This window comes from Pseudorhodoferax sp. (assembly GCF_047601025.1).
Classification (GTDB): Bacteria; Pseudomonadota; Gammaproteobacteria; order Burkholderiales; family Burkholderiaceae_C; genus Pseudorhodoferax.
Genome location: NZ_JASGJZ010000001.1, coordinates 4,410,840 through 4,431,180, shown reverse-complemented (window position 1 = coordinate 4,431,180; position 20,341 = coordinate 4,410,840). Strand labels below are relative to the sequence as shown.

Sequence of the window (20,341 nt, the reverse complement as noted above, 5' to 3'; positions counted from 1 at the left end):
CCGCATGCCCCGGGCTGCATGGCGCGCCCACCACCTCGACAAGCACGCGCCGGCCGTCGGCGGCGATCGAAGACACAGGAAGACGCAGGAGACATCCATGACCAGCGACATCGCGCTCAAGCGCTACGAGCATCTCTACATCGACGGCGAATGGGTCCAGCCCATCGACGGCGAACTCGTCGAGAGCATCGATCCCGCCACGGGGCAGCCCTGGGCCATCGCGCCCATGGGCGGCGCGCAGGACATCGACCGCGCCGTCGCCGCCGCGCGCCGGGCCTTCGCCACCTGGAGCCGCAGGCCCGGCCACGAACGGGCGGCCCTGCTGCGCCGCTTCGCCGACCTGTTCGCCGCCGCCATCCCGGAACTGGCCGTGATCGAGTCGCACGACAACGGCAACCTCGTGCGCGAGCACCGCGCCAGCCTCGCGGCCCAGGTGCAGTGGTACCAGTGGTTCGCGTCGCTGGCCGACAAGGCCCAGGGCACCACCATCCCGATCGACGACAGCGTGCACGCCTTCACCACGCGCGTGCCCATCGGCGTGGTCGGCGCCATCATCCCGTGGAACGCGCCGCTGCTGGCGACCTGCCTGAAGATCGGCGCCGCGCTCGCCGCGGGCTGCACGCTGGTGGTCAAGCCCGCCGAGCAGACGCCGGTGTCCGCGCTGGAACTCGCCCGCCTGATCCACGAGGCGGGCTTCCCGCCCGGCGTGTTCAACGTCGTGCCCGGCTACGGGCGGACCGCGGGCCAGCGCCTGGTGGAACACCCGGACGTCAACAAGGTCTCGTTCACCGGATCGACCGCGACTGCCCGGCGCATGGTGCAAAGCGGCGCCGACAACCTCAAGCGCTTCACCTTCGAGCTGGGCGGCAAGGCACCGCACATCATCTTTGCCGACGCCGACCTGGACAACGCCCTCAACGCCGCCACCGCCTCGGCCTGGCGGCTCACCGGGCAGAGCTGCGCGCTGGGTTCGCGCGTGCTGGTGGAGCGCAGCATCTACGACCGCGTGGTCGAAGCCTTCCGCGATCGCGCCAAGGCCGTGCGCGTGGGCCTGCCCTGGGTCGACGCCAACCACATGGGCCCGCAGGCGCACCAGCAGCAGCTGGACAAGACCCTGTCGTACATCCAGTACGGCAAGGAGGACGGCGCCGAGCTCGTCACCGGCGGCCGCCGCATCGACACGCCCGAACTCGCGGCCGGCTACTTCGTCGAGCCCACGGTGTTCGCGGGCGTGGACAACCGCATGCGCATCGCGCGCGACGAGATCTTCGGCCCCGTGGCCTCGCTGATCCCGTTCGACGGCGAGGACCAAGCCATCGCGATCGCCAACGACACGCCCTACGGCCTGACCGCGGGATTGTGGACGCGCGACGTAGGCCGCGCGCACCGCGTGTCCAGCCGCATCGAAGCGGGCATGGTCTGGGTCAACACCTATTCGTTCCTGCGCTGGTCCACGCCGTACGGCGGCTTCAAGGCCAGCGGCTGGGGTCGCGAGAACGGCATCGACGCGCTCGACCCGTACCTGGAGACGCGCACCACCGTCATCAGCACCACGGGGCAGTTCCCCAACCTGTACGCCGCCTGACCGGCATCGTCGCGACGCAAGGAGACACAGCATGACAGCCACGGCCAACGCCACCGAAACCGCACGCACCAAGGCCCTCGCCTGGATCAACCAGGCGCCCAAGCGCCTGCTCATCGGCGGCCAGTGGGTCGATGCCGCGTCGGGCAAGACCTTCGAAAGCCTGAACCCCGCCACCGAGCAGTTGCTGTGCCGCGTGGCCGAGGCCGACAGCGCCGACGTCGACGCCGCCGTGGCCGCCGCGCGCAAGGCGTTCGAGGCGCCTTCCTGGGCGGCCATGTCGCCCCACGCGCGCACGCGCGCGCTGCTCAGGATCGCCGACAAGATCGAGGCGAACATCCCCGAGCTGGCCGCCATCGAGACGCTGGACAACGGCATGCCGCTGTGGTTCTCCATGGCGGCCGTCAGCGGCTGCGCGGACATCTTCCGCTACTACGCGGGCTGGTGCTCCAAGGTGCTGGGCACCACCATCCCCTCGGACGGCAGCACGCTCATCTACACGCTGCGCGAGCCGCTGGGCGTGTGCGGCCAGATCATTCCGTGGAACGCGCCCATCCTCATGGCGACGATCAAGTTCGCCAACGCGCTGTGCTGCGGCAACACCGTGGTGCTCAAGCCTGCCGAGCTGGCCTGCCTCACGTCCATCCGCCTGGCCGAGCTGATCCAGGAAACCGACCTGCCGCCCGGCGTCATCAACGTGCTGCCGGGCTACGGCCCCACGGCGGGCGCGGCGCTGTCGCAGCATCTGGGCGTGGACAAGATCGCCTTCACCGGTTCCACCGCTATCGGCAAGCAGGTGGTGCGCGACGCCACGTCCAACCTCAAGAAAGTGACGCTGGAACTGGGCGGCAAGGCGCCCAACGTGGTGTTCGCCGATGCCGACCTGGACAAGGCCATCGCCACCGCCGTCAAGACCTTCTGCGCCAACTCGGGCCAGATCTGCTCGGCGGGCACGCGCCTGTTCGTGCAGGAAAGCATCCATGACGAGGTGGCCGAGCGCGTCGCCAAGGAAGCCGTCGCGTGGAAGGCGGGCGACCCCTTCGCGGCCGACACCAAGCTCGGCCCGCTGATCTCGGCCAAGCAGCGCGATCGCGTGTGGTCCTACATCGACGCGGGCCAGGAAGCCGGTGCCGCGCTGCGCCTGGGCGGCACGGCGTGGAACGGCCCGGGCTACTTCGTCGAGCCCACGGTGTTCGACCAGGTCAAGAACGGCATGAAGATCGCGCAGGAGGAAATCTTCGGCCCCGTGCTCTCGATCATTCCGTTCAAGGACGAGAACGACGCGGTGCTGCAGGGCAACGAAACCACCTACGGCCTCTCGGCCGCCGTGTGGACGCGCGACATCTCGCGCGGGCACAAGGTCGTCAAGGCGCTCAAGGCCGGGCGGCTGTGGATCAACACCTTCGGCGAGTCCGACCCGGCCATGGCCTTCGGCGGCTACAAGCAGTCGGGCTGGGGGCGCGAGTTCGGCCAGGAATCCATCGAGGCCTATACGCAGACCAAGTCCGTGATGGTGCGCATGTAAGCGTCACGGCACATTCAGGAGACCCAGCATGAGCAACACCCTCCCCGCCTTCATCCAGGGCACCAAGCAACTGCTGATCGGTGGCCAGTGGGTCGATTCCGCCTCGGGCCAGCACATCGACGCCATCAACCCCGCCAACGGCGAACTGCTGTGCCGCATCGCCCAGGGCAACGCGCAGGACGTGGATCGTGCGGTAGCCGCCGCGCGCAAGGCGTTCGAGGGGCCTTGGAGCAAGTTCACCGCGCACGAGCGGCGCAAGCTGCTGCTCAAGGTGCACGACGCGATCATGGACAACTTCGAGGAGCTGGCGCTCATCGAGACGCTGGACATGGGCGCCCCGCTGGTGCGCACCCGCAGCTACAAGGAATGGCTGTCGCAGCTCCTGCAGTTCTACGCGTCGCAGACGGGGCTGGCAGGCTCGTCCAGCAGCGTGCCCATGTCCATCGCGCCCGACTTCATGGCGCTCAAGCACCTGGTGCCCGTGGGCGTGGTCGGCGGCATCATCCCGTGGAACGGCCCGTTGATGGGCCTGTGGTGGATCTACGGCCCCGCGCTCGCCACCGGCTGCACGGCGGTGCTCAAGCCCGCCGAGGACGCCTCGCTGGCCGCGCTGCGCGTGTCGGAACTGATGCTGGAAGCCGGCGTGCCCGAGGGCGTGATCAACGTCGTCACCGGCTACGGCAAGGACGTGGGCCAGGCCCTGTCCGAGCACATGGGTGTCGATCGCGTGGCGTTCACCGGCTCGGTGGGCACGGCACAGGCCATCGTGCGCGCGTCGGCGGGCAACCTCAAGCGCCTGCAGCTGGAGCTGGGCGGCAAGTCGCCCGACATCGTGTTCGCCGACGCCGACCTGAACAAGGCCGTGCCCGGTGCGGCCATGGGCGTGTTCGGCAACACCGGCCAGGTCTGCGTGGCAGGCACGCGCATCTTCGTGCAACGCTCCATCCACGACGAGTTCGTGCAGCGCCTGGCCGCGTTCGCCAAGACCATCAAGATCGGCGACGGCCGCGAGGAAGGCGTGCAGATCGGCCCGCTGATCTCCGGGCGCCAGCTGGAGCGCGTGATGCACTACATGGACGTGGGCAGCAAAGAGGCGCAACTGGTGCACGGCGGCAAACGCCTGACGGATGGCGCCTACGGCAAGGGCTTCTTCGTGGAGCCCACGGTGTTCGCCAACGTGACCAACGACATGACCATCGCCCGCGAGGAAATCTTCGGCCCCGTGGCCTCGGTGATCCCGTTCGACACGGTGGAAGATGCGCTGCGCCTGGCCAACGACACCAGCTACGGCCTGGCGGGCGGCGTGTGGACGCAAAACCTCTCCACCGCGCACAAGGTCTCGCAGGGCATCCGCTCCGGCACCGTGTGGGTCAACTGCTACGGCGTGATCGACCCCGCCACCGGCTTCGGCGGAACCAAGATGAGCGGCTACGGCTGGAAGGGCGGCAAGGAGCACGTCGAGAGCTTCCTGTACCCCAAGGCGACCTATTTCAACCTCGGCTAACCCCACCCATTTCCACCAGGAGACCACCATGCGCGGCATCGTATTCAGAGGCAACCGCAAGCTCGAAATCCTCGACTTCGAGGACCCTACCCCCGGCCCTGGCGACGCGATCGTCGCCATCAAGGCCTCGGGCATGTGCGGCAGCGACCTGCACTTCTACCGCAACAACCCGGCCGACGTCATCAAGTCGCTAGGCTTCAAGGACCTAGCCTCCCGCGGCATCTCCGAGGACACGCCCATCATCGCGGGGCACGAGCCCTGCGGCCAGATCGTCGCGCTGGGCTCGGCCGTGGATCCGCGCGTGTTCAAGGTGGGCGACCGCGTCACGGTGTTCCACTACGAAGGCTGCAACCACTGCGACCACTGCCGCAGCGGCTGGACGCAGATGTGCAGCCACGGCGCCGACATCCACGGCCTCATCAAGAACGGTGGCCACGCGCACTACATGAAGGTGCCCGTGACCTCGCTGGTGCACCTGCCCGAAGAGGTGTCGTACGCCACCGGCGCGGCCGTCTCCTGCGGCACGGGCACGGCCTGGGGCGCGCTGCTGCGCCTGCAAGTCAGTGCACGTGACACGCTGGCCGTGTTCGGCCTCGGCCCCGTGGGCCTGTCGGCGGTGCAGCTGGGCGCCGCCATGGGCGCCGAGGTGATCGGCATCGACATCGCCGCCGACCGCGTGGCACGCGCCAAGGAATTCGGCGCGGCCCACGCCATCGACGGCAGCAAGGCCGACGCCATCGAGGAAATCCTCAAGCTCACCGGCGGCCTGGGCGCGACCTGCTCCATGGACTGCGCCGGCGGCGACATCCCGAAGCAGCAGGCCGTGCGCTGCACGCGCCCCTGGGGCCGCATCGCCCTGGTGGCCGTGGGCGGCAACCTGAACGTGGACGGCATGAAGGACGTGATCGGCAAGCAGCGCACCATCGTCGGCTCCTACACCTTCTCGGAGCCGAGCATGAAGGAATGCGTGAACTTCATCGCCGACCACGGCGTGGACGTGGACAAGATCTTCACCGACCACTGGAAGCTGGAGCAGGCCGAGGAGGCCTACCGCGTCTTCGACGGCCAGGCTGGCGGCAAGGGCGTGTTCGTGTTCTGAATCCATGGCACAGGAAACGCGTTCATGAACAACCCCAAGCGCCATTCGATGAAGCTGGCAGCCGCGGCCGTGCTGACCCTGGCCAGCCTCGCGACGCATGCAGCCGATGAGATCCCGGTGGTCTCCATTCAATCCATGACGGGAACGACCGCATTCGCGGGAGCCGCGTTCCAGAACGCCATCCGCATGGCCATGGACGAGGCCAACGCCCAGGGAGGTGTCCACGGCGCCAAGATCAACCTGATCGAACGCGACAACGCCAGCGACAAGGGCCAGGCCATCAACCTGGCCAGCCAGGCGGCCGACCGCGACCGCGCCGTGCTGGTGCTGGGGCCCTCCTCCACCGCCGACACGATGGCGGTGGTTCCCCTGCTCAACGACAAACGCACCCCGTCCGCGGGGCTCGCGGGCTCGGACGCGATCCTGAAATCCGGTCCCTGGACGCTGAAGTTCCGGCAGAACTCGCAGGTGGACAGCCCGATCCTGGCCAAGTACGTGCTGGAGAAGACGAAGATCAGGAAAGTGGCGCTCGTCTTCGACCGCTCCAACGAAGCGCTGATCGAGTTCAAGAACAACTTCCGCGACGCCTTCAAGGCCGGGGGCGGCACGGTGGTGAGCGAGGAGGCCGTGGTCAGCAGCGACTCCAATTTCCTGCCGCTGGCGACCAAGCTCAAGGCCATGGATATCGACGCGGTCTACTTCACGAGCTATGCCGAGCAGTCCGCCAACATTGCCCTGCAACTGCGGCAGGCGGGCTTGCCGGAAAGGATCACCTTCATCGGATCGCTGGCCATCGCCTCGCCCAAGTACGTGTCGGTCGCCGGCAAGGCGGCGGAAGGCACCATTGCGGTGTCGGACTATCTGCCCGGCATCGACCGCCCGCAGAACAAGGCATTCGACGCCGCCTACAAGAGCCGCTACAACGTGGAGGCCGACAGCTTTGCCGCGGCCGGCTATTCGCTGGCGCAGGTCGCCATCGCCGCCCTGCGCGAGGCCGGCCCCGCCCCCACGCGCGAGAAGGTGCGTGACGCCTACCTGCGGCTGCGCGACGTCCCCGTCGTGCTCGGCACCGGCCACTGGACCCAGAGCGACCGCAAGCCCAGCTATGGCGCCGTCATGCTCACGGTCAAGGACGGCAGATTCGTCACCGCGCAGTAGCCCCTGTTCTTTCGTGCCACGGAAAACCGCTCCATGAGATTCGTTCGACAAACTCTCGGCATGCTGGCGCACGCCGCCGGACTCCTGGCGGCCGCGGCCGCGGCGCAGGCGCAGGACATTCCTGTGGTCTCGATCCAGTCCATGACCGGTCCTGCCGCCTTCGCGGGTACGCTGTTCCAGAAGTCGATTCAGCTGGCAGTGGACGAGGCCAATGCCAAGGGCGGTATCCATGGCCGCAAGATCGCCCTGATCGAGCGCGACAACGCCGGCGACAAGGGCCAGGCCATCAACCTGGCGAACCAGGCCATCGAGCGCGACCGTGCGCTGCTGGTGCTCGGGCCCTCGCTGTCGGCCGATTCGCTGGCGGTCGCGCCGGTCTTCAATGAGAAGCGCACGCCCTTCCTCACCTTCGCCAGCTCGGACGCCATCCTCAAATCGGGCCCCTGGTCGCTGAAGCTGCGGCAGGGATCGGACGTGGACGGCCCCATCCTCGCGAACCATCTGCTGGAGAAGACGCCGATCCGCAAAGTGGTGGCGATCTTCGACCGCACCAACGAGTCCCTCATCGAATACAAGAACGTCTTCCGCGACGCCTTCAAGGCCGGCGGCGGCGCCGTGGTCGCCGAGGAAGCCATCGTCAGCCAGGATGCCAACTTCCTGCCCCTGGCCACCAAGATCAAGAGCATGGACGTGGACGCGGTCTACGTATCCGCCTATGCCGAGCAAGCGGCCAACATCGTCTCGCAGCTGCGCAAGGCCGGCCTGCCCACGAAGGTCCGCCTGATCGGCTCGCTGGCCGTCGCATCGCCGAAGTTCATCGGCAATGCGGGCAAGGATGCGGAAGGAAGCATCGTCATCTCGGACTATGTGCTCGGCGTCGACCGCCCTCTCAACAAGTCCTTCGACGCGGCCTACCAGGCGCGCTACCACATGGAGCCCGACAGCTTCTCGGCGATCGGCTATTCGCTGGCCCAGGTCGCGCTGGCGAGCCTCAGGGAAGCCGGCCCCGACCCCACGCGCGAGAAAGTGCGCGACGCCTACCTGCGGATACGCGACGTGCCGGTGGTGGTCGGCTCCGGCACCTGGAACCAGAAAGACCGGCGGCCGCAGATCGGTGCACTGGTGCTGGTCGTCGAGGACGGGAAATTCCGCATCGCGCACTGATGGCGCGAACCGCATGGAGGCCACTGTGACGCTCTACGAACACGCGCCGTCGGAAGATCCGATGGCCGCACTGTGCAGGATGGCCCTCGGCGTCCGGTACGAGCAGCTGCCGGCCGAGGTGATTCGGCACGCCAAGCATTCGCTGCTCGACGCGATGGCCGTCACCATCGGCGGCTCCGGCATGGAAGGCGTGCCGGGCATCGCCGCGCTGGTCAAGGAAAAGGGCGGCAAGGAGGAAACGCTGCTGCCGTTCTACGGCGGGCGGGTGCCCGCGAGCGAGGCGGCACTGGCCATCGGGCCGATGCCGCGCGCGATGGACTGCGGGGAGCTGCACGAAGAAGCCGGACACATCGGCGAGTACATCGTGGCCAGCCTGCTGGCGGCCACCGGGCTGAAGCCCCGCGTGTCGGGCCAGGAGTTCCTGGCCGCCATGGTGGTGGGCCAGGAAACCATCATCCGCATCGGCATGGCGTACCGCCTGATCAGCCAGGCGGTCAAGGCGGGCGACTGCGGCGGCCACTACATCTTCGGCGCGGTCGCCGCCGTGGGCAGGCTGATGGGACTCAGCCAGGACGAGCTGGAGAACGCGCAAGGCATCGCCCGCACGATGACGCAGCCCCACACCATGGCCATCTACTCGCCGGCCACGCTGATGGTGCGCGTGCACCACGGCCTGGTGTGCCAGGCGGCGATCACCGCCTGCCAGCTGGCCCGCAAGGGCATCACGGGGCCGCGCCAGCAGGTGCTGCTGGGCGCCATGGGCTACCTGTCCCGCGCCCGGTGGGACACCCGCCCCGACGCCCTGACCGAGCGGCTGGGCCAGCGCTGGGAGATGGAGAACGTCATCGCCAAAGGCTACTGCGCCTGCTACTTCTCGCATTCGTCGATCGACGGTATCCTGGACCAGATGCGCAGCCATGGCTTCGAGGCTGGGGACATCGCCAGCATCCATCTCGAAGTCTCTTCGCCGGGATGGAAGGCGACCTGCGAGCCCAGGGACAAGAAGTGGAACCCGCAGACGGTTCCGGAGTGCCAGTTCAGCCTCGCCTATGCCGTCGCCATCGCCGCCCTGGACAAGGAGGTCTTTCTGAACGCCTACACCGCCCAGTCCCGGGCCCGCCACGACGTGCGCGACCTGATGTCCCGCATCACGGCGACCGAGGTGCCATCGCTGCCGGAATGGGGCGCCCGGGTCAGCACCAGGCTGCGCGACGGCCGCGCGTTCACCAACGACATCGTCTACGTCAAGGGGCACCCCAGCAACCCGTTCAGCGAGCAGGACTTCATCGACAAGTTCCGGCGCTGCGTGCCCTGGTCGGCCTGCCCGCTGTCCGAGCCGGTGGTGGACGGGCTGATCCATGACATCCTGAACCTCGAGCACATCGAGGATGCGGCGCAGGCACTGCTGCTGCCGCTGACGCCGCAAGACGGCCCCGGCACATGAGTATTCGCCGGCCGGCGGAGCGCCTCGGCGCCTCATCCCACCAATCCCACTCGAAGAGAGACAAGCCCATGCAATACCCTTCCCCCACCTCTCCGAGACGCCTGGGCACCGGCGCGCTGGCCGCCCTGGTTGCCGTCGTGGTCGCGCAGGCCCAGGCACAGGACATCCCCGTGGTGTCCATCCAGGCCGAAACGGGAGCTGCGGCCTTCGCGGCCGCCAACTACCAGAAGGCCATCCAGCTGGCGGTGGAGCAAGCCAACAGCCAGGGCGGCATCAACGGGCACAAGATCAACCTGATCACGCGCGACAACGCCAGCGACAAGGGCCAGGCCATCAACCTGGCCAACCAGGCCATCGACCGCGACCGCGCCGTACTGGTGCTGGGCCCGTCCTCGACCACCGACTCCATGGCCACGGCGCCGATCTTCAACGACAAGAAGGTGCCCAACCTGAGCTTCGTCACGTCCGACGCCATCCTGAAGGCCGGCACCTGGTCCATGAAGTTCCAGCAGTCGCCCGCCGTCATCACGCCGCTGGTGGCCAAGTACGTACTGGAGAAGACGCCCGCCCGCAAGGCCGCCCTGGTCTTCGACCGCACGAACGAGGCGCTGATCGACTCCAAGAACATCTTCCGCGACGCCTTCAAGGCCGGGGGCGGCACCGTGGTGTCCGAGGAAGCCATCATCAACACCGACGCCAATTTCCAGCCGCTGGCCACCAAGCTCAAGGCCCTGGACGTGGACGCGGTCTACATCTCGGCCTTCACGGAGCAGTCGGCCAACCTCGTCGTGCAGCTGCGCCAGGCGGGCCTGTCGGACAAGGTGCGCATGATCGGCGCACTGTCGCTGGCATCGCCCAAGTTCGTGAGCACGGTCGGCAAGGCCGGCGAAGGCACGATCGCCGTGACCGACCACATCATCGGCGTGGACCGCCCGCTCAACAAGGCCTTCGAGGCCGCGTGGAAGACCCGCTACGGCACCGAGCCGGACAGCTGGAGCGCCATCGGGTATTCGCTGGCCGCCGTGGGGCTGGCCGCGCTCAAGGAAGCCGGCCCCAATCCCACGCGCGAGAAGGTGCACGACGCCTTCGGGCGGCTGCGCGACGTGCCCATTCTCGGCGGCTCGGGCCTGTGGAACCAGACCGACCGCAAGCCGTATTTCGGTGCGATGGTGCTGATCCTCAAGGACGGCAAGTTCATCGTCGCCCCCTGAGCCTTCCACTACATCCAGGAGACATTCCATGCAATCCATACGACGCATCCGCGGACTCCTCGCCGCGGCCCTCCTCTCGCTCGGGGCCGTGGCCCAGGCGCAAGACATTCCCGTGGTGTCCATCCAGGCCGTGACGGGAGCGGCGGCGTTCGCGGGCGACCCCTACCGCAAGGCCATCCGGCTGGCCGTCGACGAGTTCAACCAGAACGGCGGCGTGGGCGGCCAGAAGATCAACCTGATCGAACGCGACAACGCCAGCGACAAGGGCCAGGCCATCAACCTGGCCAACCAGGCCATCGACCGCGATCGCGCCGTGCTGGTGCTGGGCCCGTCCACCTCGACCGACAGCGCGACCGTGGCGGCCATCTTCAACGACAGGAAGACGCCCAACCTGAGCTTCGCCACCTCGGACGTGGTGCTCAAACCCGGCCCCTGGACGCTCAAGTACCAGCAGGCCCCGTCGGTGGTCAGCCCCCTGGTGGCCAAGTACGTGCTCGAGAAGACGCCGGCCAGGAAGATCGCCATCGTCTACGACCGCACGAACGAAGGCCTGATCGAGTACAAGAACGCCTTCCGCGACGCCATCAAGGCCGGCGGCGGCACCATCGCGACCGAAGAGGCCGTGGTCACCAGCGACTCCAACTTCCTGCCGCTGGCCACCAAGCTCAAGTCCATGGACGTGGACGCGGTCTACATCGCCACCTACGGCGAGCAGTCGGCCAACATCGTGCTGCAGCTGCGCCAGGCGGGCATACCCGACAAGGTGCGCTACATCGGCACCATCGCCATGGTGTTCCAGAAGTTCCTGACCATGACGGGCGCCGCATCGGAAGGCGCCATCGCCGTGTCGGACTACGTCGCCGGCATCGACCGCCCGCAGAACAAGGCCTTCGAGGCCGCCTACAAGGCGCGCTGGGGCGAGGAGCCCGACAACTGGGCCGGGTCCGCCTACTCCCTCGCCCAGGTGGCGCTGGCGACGCTCAAGCAGGCCGGCCCCAACCCGACGCGCGAGAAAGTGCTCAAGGCCTACCATGAGATCCATGACGTGCCCATCGTCTGCGGCTCCGGCGTGTGGAACCAGAAGGACCGCGTTCCCAGCTACGGCGCCATCGTGCTGACCGTCAAGAACGGCAAGTTCGTCGCAGCGCCGTGACGACCATGCATCGCCGCATCCGCCATGGCTCCCGGTCCTTGAACCACAAGGGCCGGCCGTCCACTGCATCGTAGAAGGACTTTCCCATGCTGCTCCAACAGCTACTCAACGGCCTGGTGGTCGGCGGCACCTTCGCGGTGTTCGCACTGGGCTTCACGCTGCTGTTCGGCGTGAACCACATCCTGAACATGGCCTACGGCACGGTGTTCATGTGGGGCGCCTTCGCCGGCCTGTACGTGGCCACGGCGTTCCAGGCCCCCTTCATCGTCGCGCTGCTGGTGGGCATGCTCGCGGGCGGGGTGCTGTCCGTCGCGCTCGACTTCCTGGCCTTCCGCCCCCTGCGGCGGCGCCACGCGCCGGAGTTCTCCTACATCCTGACCTCCATCGGCGCCAGCATCGCGCTGGTGGCGCTGGCGCAGAAGGCTTCGAACACGGCGGTGTGGCAGTTCCCGCCCGACACCTTCCCGGTGGTGACCTATGAGTTCCTGGGGCTGCAGGTGCAGCGGCTGCAGCTCATCATCGTCGCCTCGGCCGTGGTCCTGGTGGCGGCGCTGATCTACGCGCTCTACCACACCGGCCTGGGCCGGCGCATCCGCTGCGTGGCGCATTCGGAAGGCACGGCGCAGCTGCTGGGCATCAACGCGGAGTGGGTGAACATCCAGGTGTTCTTCATCTCCGGGGCGCTGGCGGGCTTCGCCGGCGTGATGATCGGGCTGGCGTTCAACTCGGTGCACTTCCTGATGGGCGAGCCGTTCCTGATGCGCGCCTTCGTCATCATCATCCTCGGGGGCCTGGGCAGCATCGCCGGCTCGCTGGTGGGCGGCGTCATCATCGGCGTGGTGCAGACGCTGGCCTACGCCTACATCTCGTCCGCCGCGGCCGACGCCATCGCCTTCATCATCCTGTTCGTCATCATCCTGATCCGTCCGACGGGCCTGTTCGGCAAGCCGGGGGCGGTGATGCGGGTGCAGCGCCAATGATCGACTACCTCCTCTCCTACAGCTCGGTCCTCGACCACGTGCTGATCTACGCGCTGCTGGCCATGAGCCAGGCCGTGGTGCTGCGCGCGGGGACGTTCTCCATCGGGACGGCCGCGTATGCCGCCGTCGGCGCCTACACCGCCGCCATCCTGACCGTCAACTACGCCTGGCCCGCGCCGCTGGCCATCGCCTGCGGCATGGTGCTGGCGGGCGTCCTCAGCGCGCTGATGGCCTACCCGCTGTCGCGCCTGCGCGGCGTGTTCCAGGCCCTGGCCACGCTGGCGCTGGTGCAGGTGATGGTGACCATCGCGCAGAACTGGGACAGCGTGACCAACGGCGTGCTGGGCATCTCCGGCATCCCCAAGGTGGCGACCACCGGCTGGCTGGTGGTGATCGTGGCCGTCTGCATGCTGCTGACCTGGACGCTGGGCAAGTACAGCCTGGGCCGCGCGATGGACGTGATCCGCGCCGACGAGACGGTGGCCGTGTCGCTGGGTATCCGCGTGGCCTACCACCAGCGGCTGGCGATGGCGCTGTCGGGCCTGATCGCCGGGCTCGCCGGGGCGCTGCACGCGTGCAACTCCTACGCCATCTCGCCTGAGGAATTCGGCTTCGGCATGCTGGTGCACGCGCTGGCGTCGAGCGTGCTGGGCGGCACCACCTCGATCTGGGGACCGCTGGTGGGCTCGGCCGTGCTGACCACGCTGCCCGAGTTCGTACGGGTGTTCGCCGACTACCGCGGCGTGGTGCAGGGCGCCTTGCTGATGATGATCATCATCTACCTGCCGCACGGCATCGCCGACACGCTGCGCTCCTGGCGCCATGACCGGCGCGTGCGCCGCGGCATGGCCCGGTCCGCCAAGGGAGGTGCCGCATGAACGACCGCACCGCATCCCCCGTGCTGCAGCTCGACAACGTCGGCCGGCGCTTCGGCGGCCTGCCCGCGGTCGACGGCCTGAGCATCTCGGCGCCGCCGGGCACCATCACCGGCCTGATCGGCCCGAACGGGGCGGGCAAGACCACGGTGGTGAACCTGATCATGGGCATCCTCAAGCTCACCTCGGGCCGGGTGCTGTTCGACGGACGGGACGTGAGCCAGGTGGAGGCGGCCGACCTGGCGCGCGCCGGCATGGCGCGCACCTTCCAGAACATCCGCCTGGTGACCGAGGGCACGGTGCTGGACAACGTGCTCTCGGGCCTGCACGCGCACCAGCGCACCGGCCTGTGGTCCAACCTGCTGGGCCTGCCGTCGGCGCGGACCGAGCAGCGGGAACACCTGCGCGAGGCCATGGCGCTGCTGGAACGCTTCGGCATGGCCGAGCTGGCCGAGCACCGCGCGGGCACCCTCTCCTACGGCCACCAGCGGCGCATCGAGATGATGCGGGCGCTGGCGATGAAGCCCAAGCTGCTGCTGCTGGACGAGCCGGTGGCCGGCATGAACGATGCCGAGGCCGCCAGCCTGGGCCGCATCTTCAGCGAGGTGGCCGCCGAGGGCGTGGCCATCCTGCTGATCGAGCACAACATGCGCTTCGTCACGCAGATCTGCTCGCACCTGTACGTGGTGGCGTCCGGCCGGCTGATCGCCGAGGGCCCGCCCGAGACGGTGCTAGCCGATCCGGTGGTGATCGAGGCCTACCTGGGAAGCTGATCGATGAACCAAGCCACCCATTCCTCCCCTCCCTCCACCGCCAACGCGCTGGCGATCGACAAGCTGGAAGTCCACTACCAGGGCATCATCGCGCTGCGCAGCGTCACGCTGGAGGTCAGGCAGGGCGAGATCTTCACGCTGATCGGCCCCAACGGCGCGGGCAAGTCCAGCCTGGTCAACGCCATCACGGGCATCGTGCCCTCCACCGGCGCCATCGCCTTCGAGGGCGGGGAGCTGAACCGCCTGCCGGCCCACCAGCGCGCGCGGCGCGGCGTGATCCAGGTGCCCGAGGGGCGGCGCGTGATCGCCCCGCTGTCGGTCATGGAGAACCTGCTGCTCGGCTGCGAGGCCGTGGGCGCGCGCAAGGGCGACGTGCAGGCCGACCTGGACCGCGTGTTCACGCTGTTTCCGATCCTCGCGGAGCGGCGCAGCCAGCTCTCGGGCACGATGTCCGGCGGCCAGCAGCAGATGCTGGCGATCGGCCGCGCGCTCATGGGCCACCCCCGCGTGCTGCTGCTCGACGAGCCTAGCCTGGGCCTGGCGCCGGTCATCATCGCCGACGTGTTCCGCGCCATCCGCCAGCTCAACCAGGACGGCATGACCATCTTCCTGGTCGAGCAGAACGCCCGCCTGGCCCTGGAGACCGCCCACCGCGCCGCCGTGCTGGAACAGGGCCGCATCGTCAAGCAGGGCGAAGCCGCCGTACTGGCGCACGATCCCGAGGTCGAAGAGCACTACTTCGGGCAAGCCGCCGCGCACTGAGAAACAACCCCGACGGGAAATCCGTTCCCGTGCCAGCCGGCCCATCGCCGGCTGCCATCTTTCGACAGCGAGGAACCATGACCACCACCTCCCCCCTCAACTGCCCGCCGCTGGAACAGGCGCTGGTGCGCTTCGTCCAGGAACTGCGGTACGAGCACATCGACGCCCCCGCGCTCGCCGGCGTCAACCGCCTGATGCGCGACCAGCTCGCGCTGCAGATCGGCATCTCGAAGATGCCGTGGTCCGAGCAGCTGCTGCAATACGCCATCACCCAGCAGCGCCCCGGCAAGAGCCGCGTGAGCGCCTCCGCGCTGACCATGAGCGCCGCCGATGCCGCCTTCGTCAACGGCTCGTACGGCCACGGCTTCGAATACGACGACGCCCACGGCCCCAGCTACAGCCATCCGGGCAGCTGCGTGATCCCGGCCGCGCTGGCGATCGGCGAGGAGCTGGGCTCGTCGCTCGAGGAGGTCATCACCGCGATGGTCGCGGGCTACGAGGTCTATGCGCGCCTCGGCGTGCTGGCCGCGCCCGAGCTGCTGCAGCGCGGCTTCCACCCGCACGGCACGCTGTCGAACTTCGGCGCCGCGGCGGTGGCGGCCAAGCTGCGCGGCTTCGACGCCGAGACCACGCTGCATGCGCTGGCGATCGCGCTGAGCCACGTCTCGGGCACCACCGAATACAGCTCCACCGGCGGCTCCATCAAGCGCATCCATGCCGGCATCGGCACGCGCAACGGCATGGCGGCGGCCGACATGGCCCGCGCCGGCATCACCGGGCCGCGCGCCTTCCTGAGCGGCAACAAGGGCTTCTTCAAGACCTTCCTGCAACGCCCGGCGGGCGAGGCGCCCGAGCAGCGCTTCGCATCGGGCCGGCCTTTCGAGATCGCCACCGTCTGGCTCAAGGCCTACTGCGCCTGCTATTGCACGCACGCCTACATCGACGCGCTGCGCCCCTTCGCCGCACGCCGCGCCGAGATCGCCGACGTCCACCTGAAGATCACGCCCCATTTCAACGTCGTGGTCGGCACCGCCAACGCCAACGCCTACACGCCCAGGAACATCGAGCATGTGCAGTTCAGCCTGCCCATCCAGGCGGCGTTCACGTTGCAGGGCATGGGCAACGGCTACCGCGTCCACCGCGACTACCTCGCAGGCAAGGTGGACATGGAGCCGGTCGTCGCCACGGCGCGCAGCATCCGCATCACCGAGGAGCCCGCGCTGGAGCGGGACCATCCCGGCAAATTCGTCGCCGACGCCACGGTCACGTTCAAGGACGGCAGCTCCGAGCATGTGTTCGTGGCGGATCCGATCGGCACCGACACGAACCCCATGCCCGAGCACGAGCAGGATGCCAAGTTCATGGAATTGACCGCCGGCGTGCTGGGCGAAGGACGCGCCAGCCAGTTGCTGGCCGCGTTGCGCACCATGGACCCGAAGATGAAGGCGGCCGACCTGACGGCCATGTGCGCGGCCGCGCAATAGTCCGCCCCGCATCCTCACGACGCCAACAAGGAGACACCCGCATGCGGACCCCATCGCCCCTGCGGCCCGTTGCCGCCACGATCGCCTGCGCGCTGCTGGCCAGCGCCTGCACCGGCATCCCGAAGCCGCCCGTCACGCTGGCCGAGGTCGGGACCGTCAAGCTCGGCCCGTACACCATGCCCAAGGGCTACCTGACGCGCGACGAGTACCCCGACACCGCGGCCCTGCTCGCGGCCCCGCCGGCCGAAGGCTCGACCGCGCAGGCCGACGACGTGCAGGCCTACCGCACGCTGACGGCGCTGCAAAGCGGGCCGCGCGGCGCGCAGGCGGCCAAGGACGCGGAGCTGATGTTTCCGGCCGCCGCGTCGACGTTCGCCTGCGCGCTCGGCGTCCCCGTCTCCGAACAGGCCACGCCGCACCTGTACATGCTGCTGCGCCGTACCTTGACCGACGCGGCCGACGCCACGCAGAAGGCCAAGAACAAGTACATGCGCCCCCGCCCCTTCGTGGTGTTCAACGCACCGAGCTGCACGCCGCAGGACGAAGCGTCGCTCAGAAAGAGCGGCTCCTACCCGTCCGGCCACTCGGCCGTCGGCTGGGCCTGGGCCGAGGTGCTGACCGAGATCGCACCTGAACGCACCGACGCGCTGCTGCAGCGCGGCCGCGCCTATGGCCAGAGCCGCGGCATCTGCGGCGTGCACTGGAAGAGCGACATCGAAGCGGGCCGCCTGATGGGCGCGGCCACCGTGGCCCGCCTGCGCGCCAACGACGTGTTCAACGCCCAGGTCGCCGCCGCCCGGGCAGAAGTGGCCCAGGCCCGCGCAGCGGGCCGGCAGCCGCCGGCCGCGGACTGCGCGGCCGAGGCATCCGCCCTGGCCCTGTCGGCGCAGCTGGCGCCCTGAGCGCCGCCTCCCCTTCCTGGAGAGTCCGGCGCCTGCGCATCGCGCCGATGCCTCCCCCTTTCTCCAACAAGCATCCACTCACTCGAAAAGATCCACCATGGTTTCACGCCGCCAACTTCTGCAAGCCCTGCCCGCTCTGCCATCGGCCCTGGGCACTTCCGTGGCGCTGGCCCAGCCCATCGCCGGCAAACCCATCCGCCTGATGGTGGCCGCCTCCCCGGGAGCGACCGTGGATGCCGCAGCGCGCTTCGTGTCCGAGCCGCTGTCCAAGATGCTGGGCGTTCCCGTCATCGTGGAAAACCGTCCCGGTGCGGGCGGCGCGATCGGCAGCGATGCCGTGGCCAAGTCGCCGGCCGACGGCCACACGCTGCTGTTCACGGGTGTGACGCACTTTTCCGCGCGCTACTCGGGCGAAGCCTCGGCCACCTACGACCCGGTCAAGGACTTCTCGGCCATCGCCCGCATCTGCAGCGCCGCGCTGGCCGTGGTGGTGGCGACGAACTCTCCCTACAAGACCCTGGCCGACCTGCTCGCCGCGATGAAGGCCAAGCCCGGCGAGATCGACTACGGCTCGGGCGGCGTGGGCAGCACCTCGCACCTGTGCACCGTCATCATGAACGACCTGACGGGCACCAAGGCCAAGCACATCCCCTACAAGGGCAACACGCAGGCCGTCACCGACACCGTGGCCGGCGTCGTCGCCTTCACCTGCCAGGGCTCGGGCGGCGTGGTGCCGCTCATCAAGGCCGGCCGCCTGCGCGCATTGGCGGTGACCAGCCGCAACCGCTGGGAAGCCCTGCCCGACGTGCCCACGGGCATCGAAAGCGGCATTCCCGGCTTCGAGGTCGCGTCGTGGATGGGCTCGTTCGCTCCCGCCAAAACGCCCCAGCCGATGGTGTCCATGGTGTCCGACGCCATGGCGAAGATCGCCCGCTCGCCGGAGTTCAAGGCGTTCTGCGACAAGCAATCGATGTACGTGGAACTGATGGAGCACAGCGAATTCCAGGCCAGCGTGCCCGCGGAGGACGCGCGCTGGCGGCGTGTGGCGGAGCTGATCAAGCGCTCCTGAATCGCACACACCCCTCGATGCTCCCGTGGCCGCTGGACGATTCGTCGCGCCGGCGCGCCGAGACGCGGTGATGCTCAACCGGCCCGGCCCGGCCCGGCGCGGCTGCTGCCGCGCGCCACGCCTCTTCTTGCCGCAGGAGATCGTCCAGCACATCCGCGCCTCGCAGCCGGGCCGAACGCGCGACCCGACGCCCGCCCTCGCGGGCGCGGAAAGGAACGGCGCCTATTACCGCACGAGCACGCGCATGATGGCGCCGAAGTCCTCGACCTGCTCCAGGTGCAGCACGCTGTCCACGACCTGGTCGATGGTGGCGGCCGGCAGGATGCCATCGACGAAGGTGCGGAACTTGCCCACCAGTTCCTCGTTGGTCATGTAGGTGGCCGGATCGGACGAGCGCATGCCCTTGGGGAAGCCCTTTTCGGCCGCGAACGTCTGGCCGCGCGCCTGGATCTCGACGCGCGAGGGACGGCTCAGGATGTCGGCCGAGATCGACTGGAAGTAGGTCGGGTGCGTCTTGAGCTGCACCTTGTTCATCAGCGCCATGACCGAGGGGTCGAAGACCACCGCCTCGTCCTGCCACTGGCGGCCCGGCGGGATGCGGTGCGCCGCGACGGCCAGGCCGTGCGCGAAGCAGAACTGCGCGTCGTGCTGGAGCAATATCTTGCGGTTGGTGAAGCACGGCAGCTCGTAGGCCCAGCCCTCGCCGTAGGAGGTGATGCTTTCGATCTCGTCCACCTTGATGTCGTGCTGCGCGATGAGGTCGATCAGCAGGTCCAGCGGCGCATGCATCACGCGGCAGTGCGGGTACGGCTTGTACATCTGGAAGGCCGGGAAGCGCCAGTCCTCGCCCAGGCCGGTGGTCAGCAGCTCGGGCGACCAGCGCGCGGTGCCGACGAAAGCGGGATAGCCGTGTTCCTCGTCGTCCAGCATCAGCCAATCGCCCCGGTGGCCCAGGTCGCCCATATCGACGGCGGACAGCGCCACGTTGGTCAGCGCGCCCGCCATCTGGTACTTGATGGTGGCCGTGGGCGCGTGCATGAACCAGGCGCGCTGCGAGTTGACGGGCGCGGTGGCGGCGGCGATGCCCAGGGCGTTGGCGAGCTTTTCGGCATCCAGCCCGCGCAGCTTGCCTGCCGATGCGGTGGCGCCGAAGGCGGTGCTGCTGTAGCCGACGATGGAGGAGCTGGAGGCCTTGCCGTCCTTGGTGTCGCGGTAGCCGCTCATGGCCGCGCCCAGGCGGTAGGAGATTTCATGCGACACGGCGACGGCGGCGATCAGGTCCTTGCCCGAGCGGCGTTGCGACTCCGCCGTGGCGAACGCGCCGGGCAGCACGTAGGGGCTGACGTGGCCGGGCAGCAGCACCGAGTCGGCGTCGAGCGCGTTGACCAGTTCGCCGTTGGCGAAGGCCGCGCCGTGGGGCGTGGATTTCTCGCCGCTGCCGATGATGGTCGCCGTGCCGCCGATGCCGCCCAGGCGCTTGCCCGCCTCGATGCCGATGCGGCCCTTGGGGTGGTCGATGCCCGCGAGCGCGACGCCCAGGGTGTCGAGCACGTCGCGCTTGCATTCGTCGATGACGTTCGCGGGCAGCCGGCCGATGTCGGTGTCGGCCGAGAACGCGGCCAGCCGCTCGATGATGGTCTGGGTCATGGCGGGTCT

At 68.7% G+C, this 20,341-nt stretch carries 17 protein-coding genes; 16 read left to right on the top strand and 1 reads right to left on the bottom strand.

Features of this window, described 5'->3' with window-relative positions; genetic code table 11:
* The first annotated feature begins 97 nt into the window (after positions 1–97).
* From QM782_RS20570 to QM782_RS20495, 16 genes are all read left to right on the top strand, one after another.
* The gene (locus QM782_RS20570; RefSeq protein ID WP_415204737.1) at positions 98–1,585 is read left to right on the top strand and encodes an aldehyde dehydrogenase; all 1,488 of its coding nucleotides are present in this window, start codon (positions 98–100) and stop codon (positions 1,583–1,585) included.
* A 31-nt stretch (positions 1,586–1,616) separates the two neighbouring features.
* Complete coding sequence (locus tag QM782_RS20565; protein WP_415204736.1) at positions 1,617–3,107, top strand: aldehyde dehydrogenase family protein; 1,491 nt, start codon at positions 1,617–1,619, stop codon at positions 3,105–3,107.
* A gap of 28 nt (positions 3,108–3,135) precedes the next feature.
* Positions 3,136–4,611: an aldehyde dehydrogenase family protein gene (locus QM782_RS20560; RefSeq protein ID WP_415204735.1), complete on the top strand. Its 1,476-nt coding sequence runs from the start codon at positions 3,136–3,138 to the stop codon at positions 4,609–4,611.
* A gap of 28 nt (positions 4,612–4,639) precedes the next feature.
* The gene (locus tag QM782_RS20555; RefSeq protein ID WP_415204734.1) at positions 4,640–5,710 is read left to right on the top strand and encodes a zinc-dependent alcohol dehydrogenase family protein; all 1,071 of its coding nucleotides are present in this window, start codon (positions 4,640–4,642) and stop codon (positions 5,708–5,710) included.
* Positions 5,711–5,734: 24 nt separating this feature from the next.
* Positions 5,735–6,868: an ABC transporter substrate-binding protein gene (locus tag QM782_RS20550; protein WP_415204733.1), complete on the top strand. Its 1,134-nt coding sequence runs from the start codon at positions 5,735–5,737 to the stop codon at positions 6,866–6,868.
* 33 nt (positions 6,869–6,901) lie between these two features.
* The gene (locus QM782_RS20545) at positions 6,902–8,032 is read left to right on the top strand and encodes an ABC transporter substrate-binding protein (protein WP_415204732.1); all 1,131 of its coding nucleotides are present in this window, start codon (positions 6,902–6,904) and stop codon (positions 8,030–8,032) included.
* Positions 8,033–8,057: 25 nt separating this feature from the next.
* A complete protein-coding gene (locus tag QM782_RS20540; RefSeq protein WP_415204731.1) occupies positions 8,058–9,476 on the top strand; it encodes an MmgE/PrpD family protein in 1,419 nt (472 codons plus the stop codon).
* A gap of 68 nt (positions 9,477–9,544) precedes the next feature.
* Positions 9,545–10,687: an ABC transporter substrate-binding protein gene (locus tag QM782_RS20535; RefSeq protein WP_415204730.1), complete on the top strand. Its 1,143-nt coding sequence runs from the start codon at positions 9,545–9,547 to the stop codon at positions 10,685–10,687.
* A 28-nt stretch (positions 10,688–10,715) separates the two neighbouring features.
* Positions 10,716–11,840, top strand: a complete 1,125-nt coding sequence (locus tag QM782_RS20530; protein ID WP_415204729.1) for an ABC transporter substrate-binding protein — start codon at positions 10,716–10,718, stop codon at positions 11,838–11,840.
* A gap of 86 nt (positions 11,841–11,926) precedes the next feature.
* Positions 11,927–12,820, top strand: a complete 894-nt coding sequence (locus QM782_RS20525) for a branched-chain amino acid ABC transporter permease (protein ID WP_415204728.1) — start codon at positions 11,927–11,929, stop codon at positions 12,818–12,820.
* Complete coding sequence (locus QM782_RS20520; protein WP_415204727.1) at positions 12,817–13,698, top strand: branched-chain amino acid ABC transporter permease; 882 nt, start codon at positions 12,817–12,819, stop codon at positions 13,696–13,698. The genes QM782_RS20525 and QM782_RS20520 overlap by 4 nt, the downstream gene beginning before the upstream one ends.
* Positions 13,695–14,468 (top strand): ABC transporter ATP-binding protein, encoded by a 774-nt coding sequence (locus tag QM782_RS20515; protein ID WP_415204726.1) that lies wholly within the window; start codon positions 13,695–13,697, stop codon positions 14,466–14,468. The genes QM782_RS20520 and QM782_RS20515 overlap by 4 nt, the downstream gene beginning before the upstream one ends.
* Before the next feature lie 3 nt (positions 14,469–14,471).
* Positions 14,472–15,230 (top strand): ABC transporter ATP-binding protein, encoded by a 759-nt coding sequence (locus tag QM782_RS20510; protein WP_415204725.1) that lies wholly within the window; start codon positions 14,472–14,474, stop codon positions 15,228–15,230.
* A 77-nt stretch (positions 15,231–15,307) separates the two neighbouring features.
* Positions 15,308–16,714: an MmgE/PrpD family protein gene (locus QM782_RS20505; RefSeq protein ID WP_415204724.1), complete on the top strand. Its 1,407-nt coding sequence runs from the start codon at positions 15,308–15,310 to the stop codon at positions 16,712–16,714.
* Between the two features lie 41 nt (positions 16,715–16,755).
* Positions 16,756–17,616, top strand: a complete 861-nt coding sequence (locus QM782_RS20500) for an acid phosphatase (RefSeq protein ID WP_415204723.1) — start codon at positions 16,756–16,758, stop codon at positions 17,614–17,616.
* Positions 17,617–17,713: 97 nt separating this feature from the next.
* Positions 17,714–18,685 (top strand): Bug family tripartite tricarboxylate transporter substrate binding protein, encoded by a 972-nt coding sequence (locus QM782_RS20495; protein WP_415204722.1) that lies wholly within the window; start codon positions 17,714–17,716, stop codon positions 18,683–18,685.
* A 225-nt stretch (positions 18,686–18,910) separates the two neighbouring features.
* On the opposite strand, the gene QM782_RS20490 is transcribed toward QM782_RS20495, so the two are convergent.
* Positions 18,911–20,332 (bottom strand): MmgE/PrpD family protein, encoded by a 1,422-nt coding sequence (locus tag QM782_RS20490; protein ID WP_415204721.1) that lies wholly within the window; start codon positions 20,330–20,332, stop codon positions 18,911–18,913.
* Positions 20,333–20,341: the final 9 nt, after the last annotated feature.